Here is a 17,846-nt window from a genome sequence, read left to right as displayed (position 1 = left end):
AGCGGAGGCGGCGGCATGAACACCGTCGCGGTCGTCGGTTTCTCCAGTGCGGGCACCTCGCTCACCACGAGCGGGGTGGAGACGCTGGTCCCGGTCATCACGGCCGCTCTGGAGGACGCCGGGCTGGGCCGCCGCGAGGTCGACTTCTGGTGTTCCGGGTCGTCGGACTACCTGGCCGGGCGGGCGTTCTCGTTCGTCAGCGCGGTGGACGCGATCGGGGCGGTGCCGCCGATCGCCGAGTCGCACGTCGAGATGGACGCGGCGTGGGCACTGTACGAGGCGTACCTCAAGATCCTGGCCGGGGAGGCGGAGACCGCGCTGGTGTACGGGTTCGGCAAGGGCACGGCCGGCGACCTGGACCGGGTGCTGTCGTTGCAGCTGGACCCGTACACGGTGGCGCCGCTGTGGCCGGGCGCGGTGGGCATCGCGGCGTTGCAGGCCCGGCTGGCACTGGACGCGGGACTGTTCACCGAGGACGACATGGCCCGGGTGGTGGGGCGGCGCGCGGAAGGACCGTACCTCTCCTGTCCGTTGCGGGAACACGACGTGGCGCGCGTCGCCGATGGTGCCGCGGCGGTCGTCCTGGCCGCGAGTGATCGTGCCCGGCGGTTGCGGGAGCGCCCCGCCCGGATCTCCGGTTTCGCGCATCGCGTGGATCCGCAGGGCCTCGGTGAGCGGGATCTGACCACGGTGCCGTCGGCGGTCGCGGCGGCCCGGGACGCCGGCCTTGACGGCACGGTGGACGTGGCCGCGCTGCACGCCCCGTTCACCCATCAGGAGCTGCTGCTGCGCGAGGTCGTCCGGGCCGGCTCCTACCTGCCGTTCGGCGCGAACGCGATGTTCTCGGCCGGGCTGTCGCGGATCGGGTCGGCGGCCGGCGAGGTGATGTCCGGCCGGGCGCGGACCGCGGTGGGGCACGCCACGAGCGGGCCCGCGTTGCAGCAGAACCTCGTCTGTGTGCTGGAGGCGTGATGCGCAGGGCCGCTGTACTCGGAACCGGGCAGACGGAGCACCGCACCCGGCGCACCGACGTGTCGATGGCCGGGCTGTGCCGGGAGGCGATCGACCGGGCGCTGGCCGACGCGGGGACCGGATGGGATCAGATCGACGCGGTGGTGCTGGGTAAGGCGCCGGACCTGTTCGAGGGCGTGATGATGCCCGAGCTGTTCCTCGCCGACGCGATCGGGGCGGCCGGGAAGCCGCTGCTGCGGGTGCACACGGCCGGGTCGGTGGGCGGGGCGACGGGGATCGTGGCGACCAGCCTGATCCGGGCCGGGGTGCACCGGCGGGTGCTGGCGGTGGCGTTCGAGAAGCAGTCGGAGTCGAACGCGATGTGGGCATTGTCGATCCAGCCGCCGTTCAGCGCGCCGATCACGGCGGGGGCGGGCGGGTACTTCGCACCGCATCTACGCTCATATATCCGGAAATATGCTGCTCCGGACCACATCGGCGCGCTGGTGGCCGTGAAGGACCGTCGCAACGGGGCCCTGAACCCCTACGCGCATCTGCGGCAGCCGGACATCACGCTCGAATCAGTGCAGAGATCCCCCATGCTGTGGGATCCGATCCGGTACGACGAGACGTGCCCCTCCTCGGACGGCGCGTGCGCCCTGGTGATCGGCGATCAGGCAGCCGCTGAGGCCTCGTCGCGGCAGGTTGCCTGGATCAGGGCGACCGCCATGCGGACCGAGCCGACGTTCTACGCGGGTAAGGATCACGTCAATCCACGGGCGGGCGCACTCGCCGCCGCCGCGCTGTGGTCCGCCGCCGGAATCAAGCAACCGCTCGACGAGATCGACGTCGCCGAACTTTACGTTCCTTTTTCATGGTTCGAGCCCATGTGGCTCGAAAATGTTGGATTTGTCGGTCAGGGGCAAGGATGGAAGCTCGTCGAATCCGGTGAGACCCGGATCGGCGGAGCGCTGCCGGTCAACCCGTCCGGCGGGGTTCTCTGCTCCAACCCGATCGGCGCGTCCGGCCTGCTGCGGTTCGCCGAGGCGGCCATGCAGGTGATGGGGCGGGCCGGGGAGCACCAGGTGCCGGGCGCGGCGACAGCGCTCGGGCACGCGTACGGGGGCGGGTCGCAGTTCTTCTCCATGTGGGTGGTCGGGAGGCAGCCATGAAACGCCGGACTCTTCTGCAAGCGGGCGCCGCCGGGCTGTTCCTGCCCGGCCTGGCCCGGCGCAACCTCCAGGGCCGGACCGCCCTGGTGATCGGCAGCGGGTTCTCCGGTGCGGTGGCCGCGTACCGGCTGGCCCAGGCCGGGATGGAGGTGACCGTCCTGGAACGGGGCCGGCGCTGGGATCTGGACGGCTCCGGGAACACGTTCTGCACGATCAGCGACCCGGACTGGCGATGCGCGTGGTTCGCCGACAAACCGCCACTCGGCCTCGACGTCAGCAAGACCATCGAGCGGGGCGCCGGGCTCATCCAGAAACACGTGGGCGACGGCATCCAGGTGATGTGCGGGGCCGGGGTGGGCGGCGGGTCGCTGGTCATCGGCATGTACCTGCCGCAGCCGCGCCGCGCCGACTGGGAGTCGGTCTATCCGGCCGAGCTGTCGTACACCGCGTTCGAGGACGTCTACTGGCCGCGCGCCCGGCAGAGTCTGGGTGCCGCGCCGATTCCCGCCGACATTCAAAACCATGCTTCGTACGCGGGAGCGCGCGCGTGGCTGGAGTACATCGCGGAGTTCGGCCGCACGCCCGTACCGGTGCCGTTCGGGGTCGACTGGAACGTGATCCGGGATGAGCTGGCCGGGCGGGTGCGAGCCTGTCACACGATCGGTGAGGGGCCGTTCGGCAGCAACTCGGGCGCGAAGAACAGCGTCGACCACAACTATCTGGCCTGGGCCCAGCAAACCGGACATGTCACTATATATCCGCTGCATGAGGTGACCGAACTTCGCGAGGTCTCCGGATCTTCCATGATGGAGGCGGCCGCACGGCAGATCGACGAGCGCGGTGGGGTGCTCGCGAACAAGACGTTCACGGCCGAGTTCGTCTTCCTGGCGGCCGGCTCGCTGAACAGCACGTCACTGCTGCTCACCTCCCGGGCGCGCGGCCGTCTCCCCCGGCTGACCAGCACCGAGGTGGGCAAGGGCTGGGGCAACAACGGCGACTTCCTGATCGCCCGGCTCAACCTGCGCAAGGCGGTCGGGCACGCGCAGGGCGGGCCGGGCAACGTGCGGTTCTTCGACGACGCGAACCCGTACGCGCGGACCGCCATGGCCTGGGAGGCGGCGCCGATCCCGTCCTGGCTGCCGGCGACCACCGCGCACCTGATCACCACCCTGATCCCGGAGCGTGGCGAGATCCGGTACGACGCGGCCACCGGCGCCGGGAAGGTCTACTGGCCGTACGCCGAGATGGAGACCGCCGGTGACAAGGCCGGCCGGGATCTGGCCACCCGGTTGTGGTGGCGCACCGAGGGCTCGAAGGGTTCGCTGCTGACCGGGCTGCCGTCCTACGACCGGAACACCGGCATGGGCCTGGGGTCGCGCAACACCTACCACCCGCTCGGCGGTCTGGTGATGGGTAAGGCCACCGACTTCACCGGAAAGGTGGCCGGATACCAGAACCTGTACTGCGTGGACAGCGCCCTGCTGCCCGGCTCCGCGTGCCTCGCGAACCCGGCCCTGACGGTCACCGCGAACGCCGAGCGCTGCCTCGACGAGTTCCTCGCCGCCAACGTCTGAACGCATTACTGCAACAAACCTGCAAATGGATTCCGTTGACGGGCGGTAATGCCCGGTGGCAGATTCCAACTCGGAATCCGTCCCCAACGGTGCCCCCGCCGGAACATCCCCCACGCTGCACGTCCGCCGTAATCAAATGCGTTCGCGGACGGCTGCACCGCGCCCGGCGGGGATCCATTTGCGACAAGGAGAATCCCCCCATGTCATCCCATTCACGGGCCCGCGGACTGCGCCGTCCACTCGGCGCCGCCGGACTCGCCGGCCTGGTCGCGGCCGGTGTCTTCGTCACGATCGGCACCGCCGAGGCGGCCACCCTGTTCTCCGCCGACTTCGAGTCCGGCAGCACCAGCGAGTGGTCGAAATCGGGCGGCACCTGGTCGGTGGTGAGCGACGGCTCCCAGGTGTTCCAGCAGTCGGACAGCACCAACACCAGGGCCCGGCAATTCGCCGGAACGACCTCGTGGACCAACTACTCGGTCCAGGCGAAGGTGAAGGCGACCGCGTTCAGCTCGACCTCCGGCGTGGTGGCACTGACCGCCCGCGCCTCCGGGGCGACGAAGATGTACCGGCTGTCGCTGACCGGCGCCAACAAGGTCCAGTTGGAGACCATGAACGGCAGCAGCGTCACGGTGCTGGGCAGCCTGAGCCAGACGATCTCGGCGAGCACGTTCTACACGCTGAAGCTGACCGTCAGCGGCACCACGATCAGCGGGTCGGTCAACGGCACGAGCGTCGGGTCGGCCACCGACAGCACCATCACGGCGGGCCGGATCGGGCTGCTCACCGAGTACGCGGCGGGCCGTTTCGACGACGTCCTGGTCGATGACGGCGTGTCGACGCCGACCTCGTCCCCCACGTCCTCGCCGTCCACCTCCCCCTCGACATCGGTCTCACCGTCGGCCAGTTCCTCCCCGCCGCCGTCGAGCAGCGCCCTCTACGTGGCTCCGAACGGCACCGACAGCGCGGCCGGCACCGTGTCCGCCCCGACCACGCTCACCTCGGCGATCACCCGGATCGCCGCGGGCGGCACGATCTACCTGCGCGGCGGCACCTACGCGCACGCGTCGACGGTCACCATCGCGCCCGGCAACAACGGGTCGTCCGGCGCTGTGAAGACGATTTCCGCGTACCCCGGTGAAGTGCCGGTCCTGAACTTCTCGGCGCAGGCCGAGGACACCGCGGCCCGTGGTCTCGCGGTCAACGGCAACTACTGGCGGATCTACGGCATCGTCGTCGAGCGCGCCGGTGACAACGGCATCTTCGTGGGCGGCAGCAACAACGTCCTGGAGCGCACGATCACCCGGTTCAACCGGGACACCGGTCTCCAGCTGTCCCGGATCGCATCGGACACCCCGGCCGCCCAGTGGCCGGCGAACAACCTGATCCTCAGCGCCGAGTCGCACGACAACGCCGACTCGGACGGTGAGGACGCGGACGGCTTCGCGGCCAAGCTGACCGTCGGATCGGGCAACGTCTTCCGGTACGCGGTCTCGCACAACAACATCGACGACGGCTGGGACCTCTACACCAAGACCGACACCGGGCCGATCGGCGTGGTGACCATCGAGGACTCGCTGGCCTACAACAACGGCACGCTCAGCGACGGTTCGCAGGCCGGCAACGGTGACCGCAACGGCTTCAAGCTCGGCGGCGAGGACATCGGGGTCAACCACATCGTGAAGCGGACCGTGGCGTACAAGAACGGCAAGCACGGGTTCACCTACAACAGCAACCCGGGTTCGATGACGATCGCCAACAACCTGAGCATCGACAACACCGAGCGCAACTTCAACTTCGACGCCGGCACGTCGGTCTTCACCAACAACACCTCGTGCCGCAGCTCCAGTGGCACGAACGACCGCATCATCGGCACCGCGGACAGCACCAACCAGTTCTGGTCCGGCACGAACGGCGCCCGCTGCGCCAACTTCACCGGCGCGCTGGCCTGGTCGTTCGCCTCGGACGGCCGCCTGGCCATCACCCTCGGCGGCAAGGCCGTCTCACTCTGATCGGGTGACTCGCCCGCCTGCCACTTCCGGCAGGCGGGCGATTCCTTGTACGGTGGCGCTCGCGTTCAGGAGCGGGCGACCCAGATGACCATCATGGCGGCCAGGAAGAGGAACCCGGCGGCCGCGGTGACCGCACCGACCAGCACGCTCATGCTCGACTCCGACCACTCCGTACGCTCCGGGCCCGGCGCGGTCCACTCCCCGACGACGGTGAGCAGACGGTCACCGGCCGCACGCAGGCGGCGGGTGCGGTCCGGGGCGTTCGGCGGTTCGGTGGGCTCGTCACTCAACGGCATCCCACTTCGGACATTCGACGACCACCTCCGCGCGCTCTCCGAGAGTCAACGACCCATCCGCTCCCCCGGTGATGCGACACTCGTTCGTGCTGGTGATACGTTCGGACAGCGGTGGGGGATCGAATGGTTGAGGTGCGCGAGGCCGCGAAGGTCCTCTCTCAGGCGCGGCGGGTGGTGGTGTTCACCGGCGCGGGGATCTCGGCGGAGAGCGGCGTGCCCACCTTCCGGGACGCGCTGACCGGCCTCTGGGAGCGGTTCGACGCATCCGCACTGGCCACCCCACAGGCCTTCGAGGACGACCCGGACCTGGTCTGGGGCTGGTACGAGTGGCGCCGCACCGTGATCCGCCGGGTCCACCCGAACCCCGGGCACGAGGCGGTCGCCGCCATCGAGGCGCGCACCCCGCGCAGTGTCGTGATCACCCAGAACGTGGACGACCTGCACGAACGCGCCGGATCGGCGGACCCGCTGCACCTGCACGGCAGCCTGTTCGAGCCGCGCTGCGCGTCGTGCGCCCGGTCCGCCCCGGTGCCCGGCGGCGAGGAGCCCTCGGAGGGCCGGCGGCTGGCCCCGCCGCGCTGCGAGCACTGTTCCGGCCCGGTGCGCCCGGGCGTGGTGTGGTTCGGCGAGGCCCTGCCGGAGCAGATCCTGGAGACGGCGGTCCAGGAGGCGACCGACTGCGACGTGCTCCTGACGATCGGCACGTCCGGCCTGGTCTACCCGGCGGCCGAGATCCCGAAGGTGGCGGCCATGTTCGGCGCCACCGTGATCCAGGTGAACCCGCAGCCCACCCCGCTGGACGCGGTCGCCGGCATCAACCTGCACGGCACCGCCGCCACCGTCCTCCCGGCCCTCGTCAACGCCGCGTGGCCCAACGCGGGGTCCTGATCGATCTGGCCACCCTCTATCGAGCGGGCTGAGGCAGGGGTAGGTCGCGGAGGGGGTCCTTGCGGACCTTGCCGGAGCCGGTTCTCGGCAGGTCGGTGACGATGTCGACGTACACCGGGATCTTGTATCTGGCCAGGCGCCCGGCCAGGTAGGCCGGGATGTCGCCGGGGTTGAGGGTGGCGCCGGGGACCGGGACCACGAAGGCCCGGCCGACCTCGCCCCACTTCTCGTCGGGGACGCCGACGACGGCGGCCTCGGCGACCGCCGGATGTTCGAAGATGGCGGCCTCCACCTCTGCCGGGTAGACGTTCTCGCCGCCGGAGATGTACATGTCCTTGGTGCGGTCGACGATGCGGAAGTGGCCGTCCGTGCCGACGACGGCCAGGTCGCCGGAGCGGAACCAGCCGTCGGTGAAGGCGGCGGCGGTGGCGGCCGGGTCGTTCCAGTAGCCGGGGGTCACGTTCGGGCCGCGGACCAGCACCTCGCCGGGTTCACCGGGTGGGGCGGGGGTGAGGTCGGGCCGCACGCAGCGGACGTCGGCGAAGAAGACCGGCAGGCCGGCCGATCCGACGTGGTCGCGGCTCTCCCGCGCTTCCAGGAAGGTGGCGCCGGGTGCGGTCTCGGTCATCCCGTAGCCCTGGCAGAACGCGAGCCCCCGGTCCTGGTAGGTGCGGATCAGCGCCTCCGGCACGGCGGCGCCGCCGGTCATGAGGCAGCGCACCGAGGACAGATCGGCGGTCGGCCAGCGCGGTGATCGGGAGAGGGCGGCGAACATGGTGGAGACGCCGAACATCCAGGTCACGCCGTACCGGGTGATGGCGTCGAAGCAGCCATCGACGTCCCAGCCGGGCATGATCACCGAGGTGCCGCCCTTGAGGAACGTGGGCAGCAGGCACTGGTTGAGCGCCGCCACGTGGAAGAGCGGGGCGCTGACCAGGGTGACCTCGTCGCCGGCGATGTCGGCGCAGACGAGCAGGTTGTAGCAGTTCCACACCAGGTTGCCGTGGGTGAGCATGGCGCCCTTGGGGTGGCCGGTGGTGCCGGACGTGTAGAGGATGCAGGCCACGTCGTCGAGCGTGACCGGCTCGTCGAACTCCGCGGGTTCCGCCAGCCAGGATTCGTACTCGGCGATGTCGATCTTGATCGAGGCCGCCGCGGAAACCGGCAGGGCGTGGATCAGCGCCACCGCCCCGCTGTGCCGGAGCTGGTACTCGATCTCCGGCTCGGTCAGCCGGAAGTTCATCGGCACGAAGACCGCGCCGAGCGCCCAGGTCGCGAACATCGTCTCGACGAAGGACGGATGGTTCGGGCCGAGGTAGGCGACCCGGTCCCCGGGCCGGACCCCGGCGGCACGCAGGGCCGCGGCCAGGCGCGAGGTGCGTTCATGCAGTTGGGCGTACGTCGTACGCCGCTCCTCGAAGATCAGGGCGGTGCTGCCGGGCGACATGGCCGCCCGGCGTACCGGCCAGGACCCCAGCCCCGCGTTGCGCATGTCCGGTCCTCTAGGCGTAGTGGCGGTAGACGGGGCGGGCGACGCAGGCGGGCTTGTCCTGGCCCTCGACCTCGACGGTGAAGTCGAAGACGCTCTGCACGCCGTTGCCGGCCACGTCGTCGACGCTGACCACGGTCGCGGCCAACCGGATCCGGGAGCCGACCTTGACCGGGCTGGGGAAGCGCACCTTCTCCAGGCCGTAGTTGACGCCCATCGTGATGCCCTCGACCACGAGCAGTTCGCCGAAGAGCGGGATGACCAGGGACAGCGTGAGGTAGCCGTGGGCGATCGGCGCGCCGAACGGGCCCTGCTTCGCCTTCTCCACGTCGACGTGGATCCACTGGTGGTCGCCGGTGGCGTCGGCGAACGTGTTCACCCGCTCCTGGGTGATCTCCAGCCAGTCGCTGCGGCCGAGGTCCTTGCCGGCCAGGGACTTGAGGCCGTCGAGACCGTTCACGGTGGTGGTCATGGGTTCTCCCGGAAGAGTAGGCGGGCTGCGTTGGTCTTGAGAATCTTGGGGCGGACCGTGTCCTTGAGGTCGAGCTTCTCGAAGTCGGCGAGCCACCGGTCCGGGGTGATCACCGGGTAGTCGGAGCCGAACAGCACCTTGTCCTGGAGCAGGCTGTTCGCGTACCGGACCAGCTGCGGCGGGAAGTACTTGGGTGACCAGCCGGACAGGTCGATGTGGACGTGCTCCTTGTGGGTGGCGACCGCGAGGGCCTCGTCCTGCCACGGGAACGACGGGTGCGCCAGGATGATCCGCAGGTCCGGGAAGTCCACGGCCACGTCGTCGACCAGCATCGGGTTGGAGTATCTGAGACGGATCCCGCCGCCGCCACGGACCCGGGCGCCGATGCCGGTCTGCCCGGTGTGGAACAGGGCGACCGCCCCGAGTTCCTGGATCGTCTCGTAGAGCGGGTAGGCGATCGGGTCGTCCGGCGCGAAACCCTGGATGCTGGGGTGGAACTTGAAACCACGGACGCCGTAGTGCTCGACCAGGCGGCGGGCCTCGCGGGCACCGGCCCTCCCCTTGTACGGGTCGATGCTGGCGAACGGGATGAGCACGTCCGGGTGGGCCGCGCAGTCCTCGGCGATCTCCTCGTTCGGGATGGCCGGATGCCCGGTGGCGTGTTCGGCGTCGACCGTGAAGACGACCGCGGCCATCCTCCGCTCACGGTAGTAGGCGGCCGTCTCGTCGATGGTGGGCTGCCGGTGACCGTGCGCCTTGAAGTAGTCGGCGGACGCCCCGAGCAGGGTGGGGCTCAGCGAGGTGCGGCCGTCGCGGCCCACCTCGGCGTGCGTGTGCACGTCGATGGCGGTGAGCTCGTCGAGGTTCATCTCTTCGGCGCCGGGATGCCGTAGGTCTCCAGCGGGAAGTCCCACCCCGCGGCGATGGCGTCGGCCGTCCAGCCGCCCTCGGCGTACACGATGCTCTTCTCGCTGGGGTGCGCCCAGAGGGCGAGTTTGTCGCCGCCGATGCCGATCGCCTGGCCGGTGATGCCTTGTGAGGCGTCCGAGGCGAGGAAGGTGATCAGGCCGGTGACGTCCTCGACGGTGCCGAGGCCCTCGTCGTGGCGCATCCAGGCCGGGAACGGCTGCCCGGTCCGCTCGGCCTCCTCGATGGCCGGCCCGAACGCCGGGATCGTCTTGGTCATCTCGGTGGCGGCGATCGGGATGACGGCGTTGACGGTGATCTCGCTGCGGGCCAGTTCGAGGGCCCAGGTGCGGGCCATCGCGGCGATGCCGGCCTTGGCGGCCGCGTAGTTGGTCTGGCCGAAGTTGCCGCGCTGCCCGGCCGGGGAGCCGATCAGGATGATGCGGCCGCCTCCTGCCTGCTCGCGCATCCGGATCGCGGCGGCGCGGGCGCAGGTGAAGGTGCCGCGCAGGTGGACGTCGACGACCGCGTCGAAGTCCTCGTCGGTCATCTTCCAGAGGACCCGGTCGCGCAGGATGCCGGCGTTGGTGATCAGCACGTCGAGCCGGCCGAACGTCTCGACCGCGGTGGCGACCAGCTTCTCGGCGCTCGCGGTGTCGCCGACCGCGGCCGCCACACCAACCGTGTCGCCGCCGATCCCGGCGACCGCCGCGTCCACTACCTCCTGGTCCACGTCGTTGACCACGACCGAGGCGCCGGCCGCGGCGAGCGCTCTGGCATAGGCGAGACCGAGCCCTCGCCCGCTGCCGGTCACGATCGCGACCTTGCCGCTCAGATCCATGCTCTTCAACCTCTCACGAACATCAGGGCACGCACAATCAACAGGATTCCTGTTGATCTCGAGTTTTGATGACGATCAGGTTTCCTGTCAATGGGGTAATCTGGCGGCACCTGCGAGAGGAACCCGCCATGACGACCGGCCCATCCCTGCTCTACCTGGTCAAACAGCTCGAACTCGCGGTCCGCGCGAACCTCGACGATCTGGTCCGCCCGGCCGGCGTCACCGCCCTGCAATACACGGCCCTCACCGTGCTGGAACGCCACGACGGCCTCTCCGCGGCCCAGCTCGCCCGCGACTCGTTCGTCACCGCCCAGTCGATGGCCGACATGGTCCGCACCCTCGAGACCCGCGGCCTGATCCGCCGCGAACGCAACACCGGAAACCGTCGCGAACTGCTCATCCGACTCACCGGCGAGGGCCGCGCGCTGCTCGCCGCGGTCGCCGCCGACGTCCGCGCGCTCGAAACGCGCATGCGCGCGAAACTCACCGACGAGCAGGCCGCCGACTTCCGCCAGTCGCTCATCGTGTCCTGGCAGTCGCTGACCTGAAACGGCACGGTTTCCTTCTGTCGACGCCCCGCCCGCCGATACCTCCGCCATGCGTATGAGCGGGTTCCTCCGCCACCTGTGGTGGATCTACCTGGCGCTGGCGGCCACCACGGCGCTGGCGTACGTGGTCGTCCCGTTCAACGACGCCAGCCGCTGGGTGTACGTGCTCGTGAACTGCACGGCGCCGATCGCCACCTGGGTCGGCCTCACCCGCAACGCACCCCGGCGCCGCGGCGGCTGGCAGGTCATCGTGGCCGGCCTGATCCTGTCCGGCGCCGGCGACATCATCTTCGCGAGCTACACCTCACGCGGCCTGGAGGCGCCGTTCCCGTCCGCCGCGGACGGGCTCTACCTGCTCTCCCACCTGGCCATCGCGGCCGGCACGGCACTGCTCGCGACACGCTCCGGCCGGACCGCCTTCCTCGACTCGGCGGTCATCCTGGCGCCGTTCGCCGGCATCGCCTGGCTCCTCGTGGTCGACCCGCTGGTCACCGAGGGCGGAACCCCCATCGCCCAGTTCGTCGCGGTCGCGGCGCCGGTTTCGACACTGATCGTGCTCTACTGCGCGCTGGCCCTGGCACTCGGCGTGGAACTGCGGGCCCCGGGCGTCCGGTGGCTGCTCGCCGGCCTGATCGCCTGGTTCGTGTCGGACTCGCTCTACACGCACCAGAGCCTCACCGGCACGTACGTCGAAGGCCATCTGATCGACCTGGGCTGGATGGCCATGCCGATCCTGATCGCCACGGCCGGCCTGCACCCGTCGATGGTCCACACCACGCCCCGCCGCGCCGGCGTCCGCACACTCACCGTGACCCGCACACTCACCCTCTTCGGCGCGGCCCTGCTGCTGCCCACCCTGCAACTGTTCTGGGAACCCGAGTTCGAACTGCCACTGGTGGTCGGCACCTGGGTGTCGGTCGCGCTGGTGGCGCTGCGGTTGCTCGCCCCGATCCACGACCTGGCCCGCCGGGTCGGCTACGACGCGCTCACCGGGCTGGCCAACCGTGCCCTGCTGATGGACCGGCTGGCCCTGGCCCTGGCCGCCCTGCCCACCGACGGTTCGGCCCGGGTCGGCCTGCTCTTCTGCGACCTCGACCACTTCAAGAACGTCAACGACAGCCTGGGACACGACGCCGGCGACCAACTGCTGGTCACCATCGCCGGTCGGCTGCGCGGCGCCGTACGTTCCGGGGACGTGGTCTGCCGGCTCGGCGGGGACGAGTTCGTCATCCTGATGCCGGCGGTCACCGACCAGGAGGCCGACGCCGTCGCCGACCGGGTCGCCGGGGACCTGGGCAAGCCCGTGCGGCTCACCGACGGCAGCGACTTCTTCGCCTCCCTGTCGATCGGGCTGCGCACCACCGACCAGCTCAACGCCGACCCGGAGACCCTGCTCCAGGACGCCGACGCCGCCATGTACCAGGCCAAGGCGGCCGGCCGGGGACAGGTGATCCGGTTCGACACGCACAGCCGTACCGAGGCCACGCTGCGGCTGCGGCGCGAGACCGACTTCCGCCGGGCGCTCACCCGTCCGGGCGAACTGTTCTGCGTCTACCAGCCGGTCTTCCGGGTCGAGGACGGCAGCCTCAGTTCGGTGGAGGCCCTGGCCCGATGGCAGCACCCCACCGACGGGATCCTGCCGCCCAGCACGTTCGTGCCGGTCGCCGAGACGACCGGCACGGTCGGTCAACTCTTCGCCCTGGTCCTCGGCCAGTCCCTGTACGAGCAACGCGCCTGGTACAACCGCACCGGCCACTGGGTGCCGCTCTCGGTCAACCTGTCGCACCGCCAGCTCGAAGCCGGCACCGCCGACGTGGTGCTCGCCGCGCTCGAGCGCACCGGCACCCCGGCGGCCGCGCTGACCCTCGAGCTGACCGAGTCGGGCCTGGCCCTGCCGGAGACGGTCGAGGCCGCGCTCGGCTCACTGCGCAGGGCCGGGGTGCGGATCGCCGTCGACGACTTCGGCACCGGATTCTCGTCGATGGCGCGGGTCGCCGACCACGCCTGGGACATCGTCAAGATCGACCACACGTTCGTGAACGGGATCGCCACCGACCCGTCCCGCCGCGCACTGGCCGACGCGATGATCGGGATGACCCACGCGCTCGGGATGACGTCGCTGGCCGAGGGCGTGGACCACGAGGCCGACCTGGCCGTGCTCGCCGAGTTGGGCTGCGAGTACGCGCAGGGCTATCTGCTGGCACACCCGGTCGACGCCACCGGGATCATGGAGATGGTGACCGCGCAGACGACAGAATTCGCCGGTCAGGCGCCGGCCGCGTCCAGCCGGGCCAGCTGACCGGAATCCAGCTTGACGTCGAGCGCGGGCACCAGATTCTCGAACTGCTCCGGCGTCCGCGGCCCGATCAGCGGCACCACCGTCGGCGCCGCCTGGTGCAGGTGCCACGCCAGCACCGTCTGGTTGGGGGTCGCCCCGACCTCGTCGGCCACCTCGGCCAGCGCCGCCAGCCGGGCCTGGCTGTCCGGGCCGGTGTAGGACGCCATCGTCCAGTGCCCGGCCCGGCGGGCGGCGTCGTCGTAGACGCCCTTGAGGATCGGCGAGTAGGCGACCAGGCCCAGGTCACGGTGCTCGGTCAGGTAGTCCCACTGCTCGTCGTCGACGATCGACGCGTTCTCCAGGCCGGCCCGCCGCCGCAGGTAGGTGTGCTGCTGCTGCACGGCCACCGGGGCGGGCCAGCCGTACCGGTCGCACAGCTGCCGGATCCGCTCCAGCCGCCACGTCCGTACGTTCGACCAGCCCAGGTAGCGCACCTTGCCGGCGGCGACCAGCCCGGCCAGCGCCTCCAGGGTCTCCTCCAGCGGCGTCGCCCGGTCGTCGACGTGCACGTAGTAGAGGTCGACGTGGTCGGTGCCGAGCCGCTTCAGGCTGCCGTCCAGCGCGTGCCGCAGCGTGTCCGCCCCGGCGCCCGCGAAGGTCCGCCGGGCCAGCTCCCAGTCCGCGGTGCCGTCCGCCTGCCACAGGCCGGGCGAGTAGGCCGGCAGCGCGCTGCCCTTCGTGGCCAGGAAGATCTCGTCCCGGTTGCCGCGGTCACGCATCCAGCGCCCCAGCAGCTCCTCGCTCTCCCCGCCCCGGCTGCCCCGCCGCGACCACCACTCGTAGCAGTCCGCCGTGTCGACGAACGACCCACCCAGTTCCCGGTACCGGTCGAGAATCCGCACCGACGACGCCTCGCCGGTGGCGTTGCCCATCTGCATGGCCCCGAGGGCGACGCTGCTGACCTGCTCTCCGGTCCGTCCCAGTTCGACCGTGGCGATTCTCGTTGCGCTCATGTGGACGACGCTATGACCTGGAGCGCGCTCCAGGTCAAACCGGTCGCGTCAGCGGTCGCGGGCGCCCAGGGTCGCCGCGGACATGGCGGCCACGGCCAGGAGGCCGGCGATCGGGGCGAACGCGAAGCCGTACCGGATCCCGTCGGAGACCAACGGGCCGGTGATCGCGGCACCCGCCGCGCTGCCCACCGTGAACGCGGTGATGATCCACGCGAAGGCCTCGACCGCGGTGCCGGCCGGCGTGAGCCGGTCGGCCGCGAGGAAGACCGCGGTCAGCAGCGGCGGCAGCGACACCCCGGACACCGCGAGCAGCACCGCCATCAGCGCGGGACCGGGAACCAGCAGCAACGGTACGAAACCGGCCGCGAGCGCCGCCGTGGTCAGCGGCAGCCGCCCCGGCCCACCCGGCGTGGCCCGCGTGTAGAGCAGGCCGCCGGCCAGCGCGCCGGCCGCCTGCGCGGCCAGCAGCCAGCCGCTCAGCGCACGGCTCCCGGCCGCCTCGGCATAGCCGGTGACGACGACGGGCAGGCTTCCGACCGCCGCTCCCGCACAGATCACCCCGGCCACGATCACGACGAACCGGGGTACGCGCAGAGGCCCCGCCCAGTGCCGGGCCCCCGCCTCGCCCCGCCAGGTCCGCACCACCGGGGTCAGCGCGAACCCGGCCACCCCGGCGAGTTGCAGCACCCCGGCGGCGAGCAGCCCCGCGGGCGGCCCGGCGAACCCGACCGCGGCGAGCGTCACCAGCGGCCCGGTCACGTAGATGACCTCCTGCACCGCGAGGTCCAGCGAGTAGGCGGCGGCCACGTTCTCCGCCGGAACCAGGTTCGGCCAGAGGGCCCGCAGGCAGGCCTCCAGCGGCGGCGTCCCGAAACCGGCGCCGACCGCGCCGGCCAGCATCACCGGCACGCTGTGCCCGCTGGCGGCGACCACCACGAAACCGGCGCCGGACAGCACCGCCGACCCCCACAGCACCGGCGGCTGCCGCCACCGGTCGACGATCCGGGCCAGCAGCGGCGCGCTCACCGCCATCCCGGCCGTGTAGGCGGCCACGACCAGGCCGGCGAGCGTCAGCCCGTGCTCCTCACGGGCGAAGAGCAGCAGGGCCAGCGGCGCGGCGGCCATCGGCAGGCGGCCGGTCTGACTGAAAACCAGAAGCCGGCGTACGAACGGGGCGCGCAGAACGGTCCGCAGACCGGACGGCGCGGAGACGGCAGAGGACATGACGGATCGCTCCCGGAATCCGAGGGGTGATGGGCGCTGGCGGGACCGTCGGACGGTCCGGCGCCGATCAGGGAGCGAAGTCGGCCCGGTCGTGATCGTTTCCGTAGAGCGGCAGGTCAGGCGTGATCCACCGCGCGTAGGCGGCGGCAATGGCCTCGACCGGGATCACGCCTGCACCCTACAGGCGGCGGAGGACGCAGACGACCTTGCCCAGGATCACCGCGCTGTCGGCGGGGATGGGGGCGTAGGCCGGGTTCCGGGGCAGGAGCTCGGCGTGCTCACCGGTGTGGTGGAAGACCTTGACGGTTGCCTCGCCGTCGAGCATGGCCGCGACGATCTCGCCGTTCTCGGCGACCGGCTGCTTACGGACCACGACCACGTCACCGTCGCAGATCGCGGCATCGACCATGGAGTCGCCCTTGACGTTCAGGGCGAACAGGGTGCCGCCGCCGACCATGCCGGCCGAGACGGTCAGATAGTCCTCGACGTGCTCCTCGGCCAGGATCGGGGCGCCGGCGGCGATGGCGCCCAGCACCGGGACGGTCACCACGTGCTCGGCGGGTCGGGTGTCCGCGGCGGGGCGCAGCTCGACCGCCCGGGAGTTGTTGGGCTGGCGACGGATCAGGCCGTGCTTCTCCAGGACCCCGAGCTGGTAGGACACCGAGGACGGGGAGACCAGGCCGACGGCCGCGCCGATCTCGCGGACGGTGGGTGGGTAGCCACGCTCGCGAACCGAATCGCGGATCACCGCGAGAATGCGCAGCTGCCGGGTGGTCAGTGGCGGCTGCCCGGGATTGATCGGGGGCTGATCTGCACCGCTGTCGATGCTCATTGCCGCACCTTACCCCATGATTAGATCAGATGTACGAACCGTGACCGGTTTCCGCCCGTTCGGGGGACGTTCGGCCCGGCCCGATGACCGATGCCGATCATCCCACCGCCCGTGAAGATTCTCCGATGCCGACCATCTGGGAGTACGCGGACCAGGTCGCGGCGGGCGACACCGGCCTCTGGCAGGCCGCGACCCGGCGGGCCGCCATCCTGCTCGCACCGACACATCCGGTGATCTCGCTGCCGTACCGCATGCCGGTGCACCAGGTACTCGTGCAGACGACCGCCCTGGTGGTCTACGGCCGCACCCGGACGGCCGGCACCCCCGGCCACGTGGTGACCGGATTCGAACTCGCCGCGTGGGTCGCCGAGCACGTCCTGCCCGGCCCGGACGCCGGGCCGGGAGCGGTGGCCGCCGCCGTCCGGCGGCAGCTCGACAGTATCGCCGGGATGCTCCGCTCGACCGGCCACCACGTGCCCGAGCCGGGCCCGCGGGCACTGCGGCGCTACTCCTCCGACCCGGTGGTACGCCTGTGGCACGACCTCGCCGACGTCGACGACGCGCCCGGCCTCGGCGCCTTCCCCCTGCTCTGCCTCGGCGTGGCCGCCATGTCCGACACCTTCGGCCCCGCCATCGTCTGACCGTCAGCCGGACCACCGATCTCAGCCCGGCGGGCGCGTCGCGGGATCGAGTGGCAATCGGTCGCGTGGCGCCGGCGGAGCGGGCGGAGTGTGGTCGGGGGCGGCGTCGAGCGTACCGGGGAAAGGGTTTGATCTTCGGATGGCCGGGCTGATCGTCGCGGCAATCGCTGTGGTCAGCATGATCGCGGAGAGTGCCGCGATCGCGCCGACCGGGCCGACGGCGGTGAGCAGGACGCCCGCGCCGAGGGACGCGATCGGCATGACGCCCCACCTCTCACCTCTCACCTCTCACCTCTCGCCCCCTTGCCCCCTTGCCCCCAACGGCGATCTTGGACGTTTCCCCACCCCCACAGGTGGCCAATCCCCCAAGATCGCGCCTGGCGTGATGACGACTCTCGTGAAGCACCCCGCCGCCCCGCGATCTTGGACGTTTCGCCACCGCAAGAGGTAGTCAATCGTCCAGATCGCACGTAGGCAGCCGAGAAGGCGCTTGCACCGGAAACCCCAGCCTGGCGCCGCCCGTGCCCGCCCGTGCCCGCCCGTGCCCGCCTCACCCCGACCGCGACCTTGGACGCCCTCGCTAACCCCGCGCCCACCCGCGCCCACCAGCGCCCACCAGCGCCCACCCGCGCCCACCCGCGCCCACCCGCGCCCCAGGCTCGCCCTCGCCCCAACCGCGATCTTGGACGTTTCCCCACCCTCACAGGTGGCC

General features: G+C 71.0%; 17 protein-coding genes. 8 read left to right on the top strand and 9 right to left on the bottom strand.

Annotation, left to right across the window (positions count from 1 at the left end; genetic code table 11):
- The first annotated feature begins 15 nt into the window (after positions 1-15).
- The 4 genes from BJ964_RS21550 (at position 16) to BJ964_RS21535 (ending at position 5,706) form a co-directional block, all read left to right on the top strand.
- Positions 16-972, top strand: a complete 957-nt coding sequence (locus tag BJ964_RS21550) for a lipid-transfer protein (RefSeq protein WP_188122348.1) — start codon at positions 16-18, stop codon at positions 970-972.
- A complete protein-coding gene (locus BJ964_RS21545; protein ID WP_188122347.1) occupies positions 972-2,123 on the top strand; it encodes a thiolase domain-containing protein in 1,152 nt (383 codons plus the stop codon). Before BJ964_RS21550 ends, BJ964_RS21545 begins: the two co-directional genes overlap by 1 nt.
- Positions 2,120-3,697, top strand: a complete 1,578-nt coding sequence (locus tag BJ964_RS21540) for an FAD-dependent oxidoreductase (protein ID WP_188122346.1) — start codon at positions 2,120-2,122, stop codon at positions 3,695-3,697. The genes BJ964_RS21545 and BJ964_RS21540 overlap by 4 nt, the downstream gene beginning before the upstream one ends.
- A gap of 200 nt (positions 3,698-3,897) precedes the next feature.
- On the top strand, positions 3,898-5,706 hold the full coding sequence (locus BJ964_RS21535) for a cellulose-binding protein (RefSeq protein WP_188122345.1): 1,809 nt from the start codon (positions 3,898-3,900) through the stop codon (positions 5,704-5,706).
- A gap of 65 nt (positions 5,707-5,771) precedes the next feature.
- Here the strand turns inward: BJ964_RS21535 and BJ964_RS21530 are convergent, their stop codons facing one another.
- Entirely contained in the window at positions 5,772-5,996 is a 225-nt protein-coding gene (locus BJ964_RS21530; RefSeq protein WP_188122344.1) for a hypothetical protein, read from the bottom strand.
- 129 nt (positions 5,997-6,125) lie between these two features.
- Here BJ964_RS21530 and BJ964_RS21525 point away from each other — a divergent pair, with 129 nt between their 5' ends.
- Positions 6,126-6,890, top strand: coding sequence for an SIR2 family NAD-dependent protein deacylase (locus tag BJ964_RS21525; RefSeq protein WP_188122343.1), 765 nt, complete (start codon positions 6,126-6,128; stop codon positions 6,888-6,890).
- A 16-nt stretch (positions 6,891-6,906) separates the two neighbouring features.
- Here BJ964_RS21525 and BJ964_RS21520 read toward each other — a convergent pair whose 3' ends face one another.
- Genes BJ964_RS21520 through BJ964_RS21505 form a run of 4 tightly spaced genes read right to left on the bottom strand, consistent with a single transcriptional unit; the run spans position 6,907 to position 10,598 of the window.
- Positions 6,907-8,382 (bottom strand): acyl-CoA synthetase, encoded by a 1,476-nt coding sequence (locus tag BJ964_RS21520; protein ID WP_188122342.1) that lies wholly within the window; start codon positions 8,380-8,382, stop codon positions 6,907-6,909.
- A 10-nt stretch (positions 8,383-8,392) separates the two neighbouring features.
- Positions 8,393-8,851 carry a MaoC family dehydratase gene (locus tag BJ964_RS21515; protein WP_188122341.1) on the bottom strand — a complete coding sequence of 153 codons (459 nt, stop codon included), beginning with the start codon at positions 8,849-8,851 and terminating at the stop codon, positions 8,393-8,395.
- Positions 8,848-9,765 (bottom strand): amidohydrolase family protein, encoded by a 918-nt coding sequence (locus BJ964_RS21510; RefSeq protein ID WP_456048999.1) that lies wholly within the window; start codon positions 9,763-9,765, stop codon positions 8,848-8,850. The genes BJ964_RS21515 and BJ964_RS21510 overlap by 4 nt, the downstream gene beginning before the upstream one ends.
- Positions 9,717-10,598, bottom strand: coding sequence for an SDR family oxidoreductase (locus BJ964_RS21505; RefSeq protein ID WP_188122340.1), 882 nt, complete (start codon positions 10,596-10,598; stop codon positions 9,717-9,719). Before BJ964_RS21505 ends, BJ964_RS21510 begins: the two co-directional genes overlap by 49 nt.
- 128 nt (positions 10,599-10,726) lie before the next feature.
- Here BJ964_RS21505 and BJ964_RS21500 point away from each other — a divergent pair, with 128 nt between their 5' ends.
- Positions 10,727-11,146, top strand: coding sequence for a MarR family winged helix-turn-helix transcriptional regulator (locus tag BJ964_RS21500; protein ID WP_188122339.1), 420 nt, complete (start codon positions 10,727-10,729; stop codon positions 11,144-11,146).
- 55 nt (positions 11,147-11,201) lie between these two features.
- Positions 11,202-13,445 carry a putative bifunctional diguanylate cyclase/phosphodiesterase gene (locus BJ964_RS21495; RefSeq protein ID WP_229807000.1) on the top strand — a complete coding sequence of 748 codons (2,244 nt, stop codon included), beginning with the start codon at positions 11,202-11,204 and terminating at the stop codon, positions 13,443-13,445.
- On the opposite strand, the gene BJ964_RS21490 is transcribed toward BJ964_RS21495, so the two are convergent.
- The 3 genes from BJ964_RS21490 to lexA all read right to left on the bottom strand — a co-directional run bounded on the left by BJ964_RS21490 (position 13,412) and on the right by lexA (position 16,493).
- Positions 13,412-14,437, bottom strand: a complete 1,026-nt coding sequence (locus BJ964_RS21490) for an aldo/keto reductase (RefSeq protein ID WP_223149589.1) — start codon at positions 14,435-14,437, stop codon at positions 13,412-13,414. The genes BJ964_RS21495 and BJ964_RS21490 overlap by 34 nt on opposite strands.
- 48 nt (positions 14,438-14,485) lie before the next feature.
- The gene (locus BJ964_RS21485) at positions 14,486-15,661 is read right to left on the bottom strand and encodes an MFS transporter (protein WP_188122337.1); all 1,176 of its coding nucleotides are present in this window, start codon (positions 15,659-15,661) and stop codon (positions 14,486-14,488) included.
- 178 nt (positions 15,662-15,839) lie between these two features.
- Positions 15,840-16,493 carry a transcriptional repressor LexA gene (gene lexA / locus BJ964_RS21480; protein ID WP_188122336.1) on the bottom strand — a complete coding sequence of 218 codons (654 nt, stop codon included), beginning with the start codon at positions 16,491-16,493 and terminating at the stop codon, positions 15,840-15,842.
- A gap of 125 nt (positions 16,494-16,618) precedes the next feature.
- Here lexA and BJ964_RS21475 point away from each other — a divergent pair, with 125 nt between their 5' ends.
- On the top strand, positions 16,619-17,134 hold the full coding sequence (locus BJ964_RS21475) for a hypothetical protein (protein ID WP_188122335.1): 516 nt from the start codon (positions 16,619-16,621) through the stop codon (positions 17,132-17,134).
- A 21-nt stretch (positions 17,135-17,155) separates the two neighbouring features.
- Here BJ964_RS21475 and BJ964_RS21470 read toward each other — a convergent pair whose 3' ends face one another.
- The gene (locus BJ964_RS21470; RefSeq protein ID WP_188122334.1) at positions 17,156-17,395 is read right to left on the bottom strand and encodes a hypothetical protein; all 240 of its coding nucleotides are present in this window, start codon (positions 17,393-17,395) and stop codon (positions 17,156-17,158) included.
- Positions 17,396-17,846 lie beyond the last annotated feature (451 nt).

Source organism: Actinoplanes lobatus, assembly GCF_014205215.1.
GTDB lineage: Bacteria > Actinomycetota > Actinomycetes > Mycobacteriales > Micromonosporaceae > Actinoplanes > Actinoplanes lobatus.
This window is presented reverse-complemented; position numbering and strand designations above follow the sequence as displayed.

Coding starts and splice junctions, on each gene's coding strand:
- BJ964_RS21495 (WP_229807000.1), top strand. CDS start 11,202: ATGAGCGGGTTCCTCCGCCACCTGTGGTGGATCTACCTGGCGCTGGCG.
- lexA (WP_188122336.1), bottom strand. CDS start 16,493: ATGAGCATCGACAGCGGTGCAGATCAGCCCCCGATCAATCCCGGGCAG.
- BJ964_RS21475 (WP_188122335.1), top strand. CDS start 16,619: ATGCCGACCATCTGGGAGTACGCGGACCAGGTCGCGGCGGGCGACACC.
- BJ964_RS21540 (WP_188122346.1), top strand. CDS start 2,120: ATGAAACGCCGGACTCTTCTGCAAGCGGGCGCCGCCGGGCTGTTCCTG.
- BJ964_RS21520 (WP_188122342.1), bottom strand. CDS start 8,382: ATGCGCAACGCGGGGCTGGGGTCCTGGCCGGTACGCCGGGCGGCCATG.
- BJ964_RS21525 (WP_188122343.1), top strand. CDS start 6,126: ATGGTTGAGGTGCGCGAGGCCGCGAAGGTCCTCTCTCAGGCGCGGCGG.
- BJ964_RS21550 (WP_188122348.1), top strand. CDS start 16: ATGAACACCGTCGCGGTCGTCGGTTTCTCCAGTGCGGGCACCTCGCTC.
- BJ964_RS21505 (WP_188122340.1), bottom strand. CDS start 10,598: ATGGATCTGAGCGGCAAGGTCGCGATCGTGACCGGCAGCGGGCGAGGG.
- BJ964_RS21500 (WP_188122339.1), top strand. CDS start 10,727: ATGACGACCGGCCCATCCCTGCTCTACCTGGTCAAACAGCTCGAACTC.
- BJ964_RS21515 (WP_188122341.1), bottom strand. CDS start 8,851: ATGACCACCACCGTGAACGGTCTCGACGGCCTCAAGTCCCTGGCCGGC.
- BJ964_RS21535 (WP_188122345.1), top strand. CDS start 3,898: ATGTCATCCCATTCACGGGCCCGCGGACTGCGCCGTCCACTCGGCGCC.
- BJ964_RS21485 (WP_188122337.1), bottom strand. CDS start 15,661: ATGTCCTCTGCCGTCTCCGCGCCGTCCGGTCTGCGGACCGTTCTGCGC.
- BJ964_RS21470 (WP_188122334.1), bottom strand. CDS start 17,395: ATGCCGATCGCGTCCCTCGGCGCGGGCGTCCTGCTCACCGCCGTCGGC.
- BJ964_RS21490 (WP_223149589.1), bottom strand. CDS start 14,437: ATGAGCGCAACGAGAATCGCCACGGTCGAACTGGGACGGACCGGAGAG.
- BJ964_RS21545 (WP_188122347.1), top strand. CDS start 972: ATGCGCAGGGCCGCTGTACTCGGAACCGGGCAGACGGAGCACCGCACC.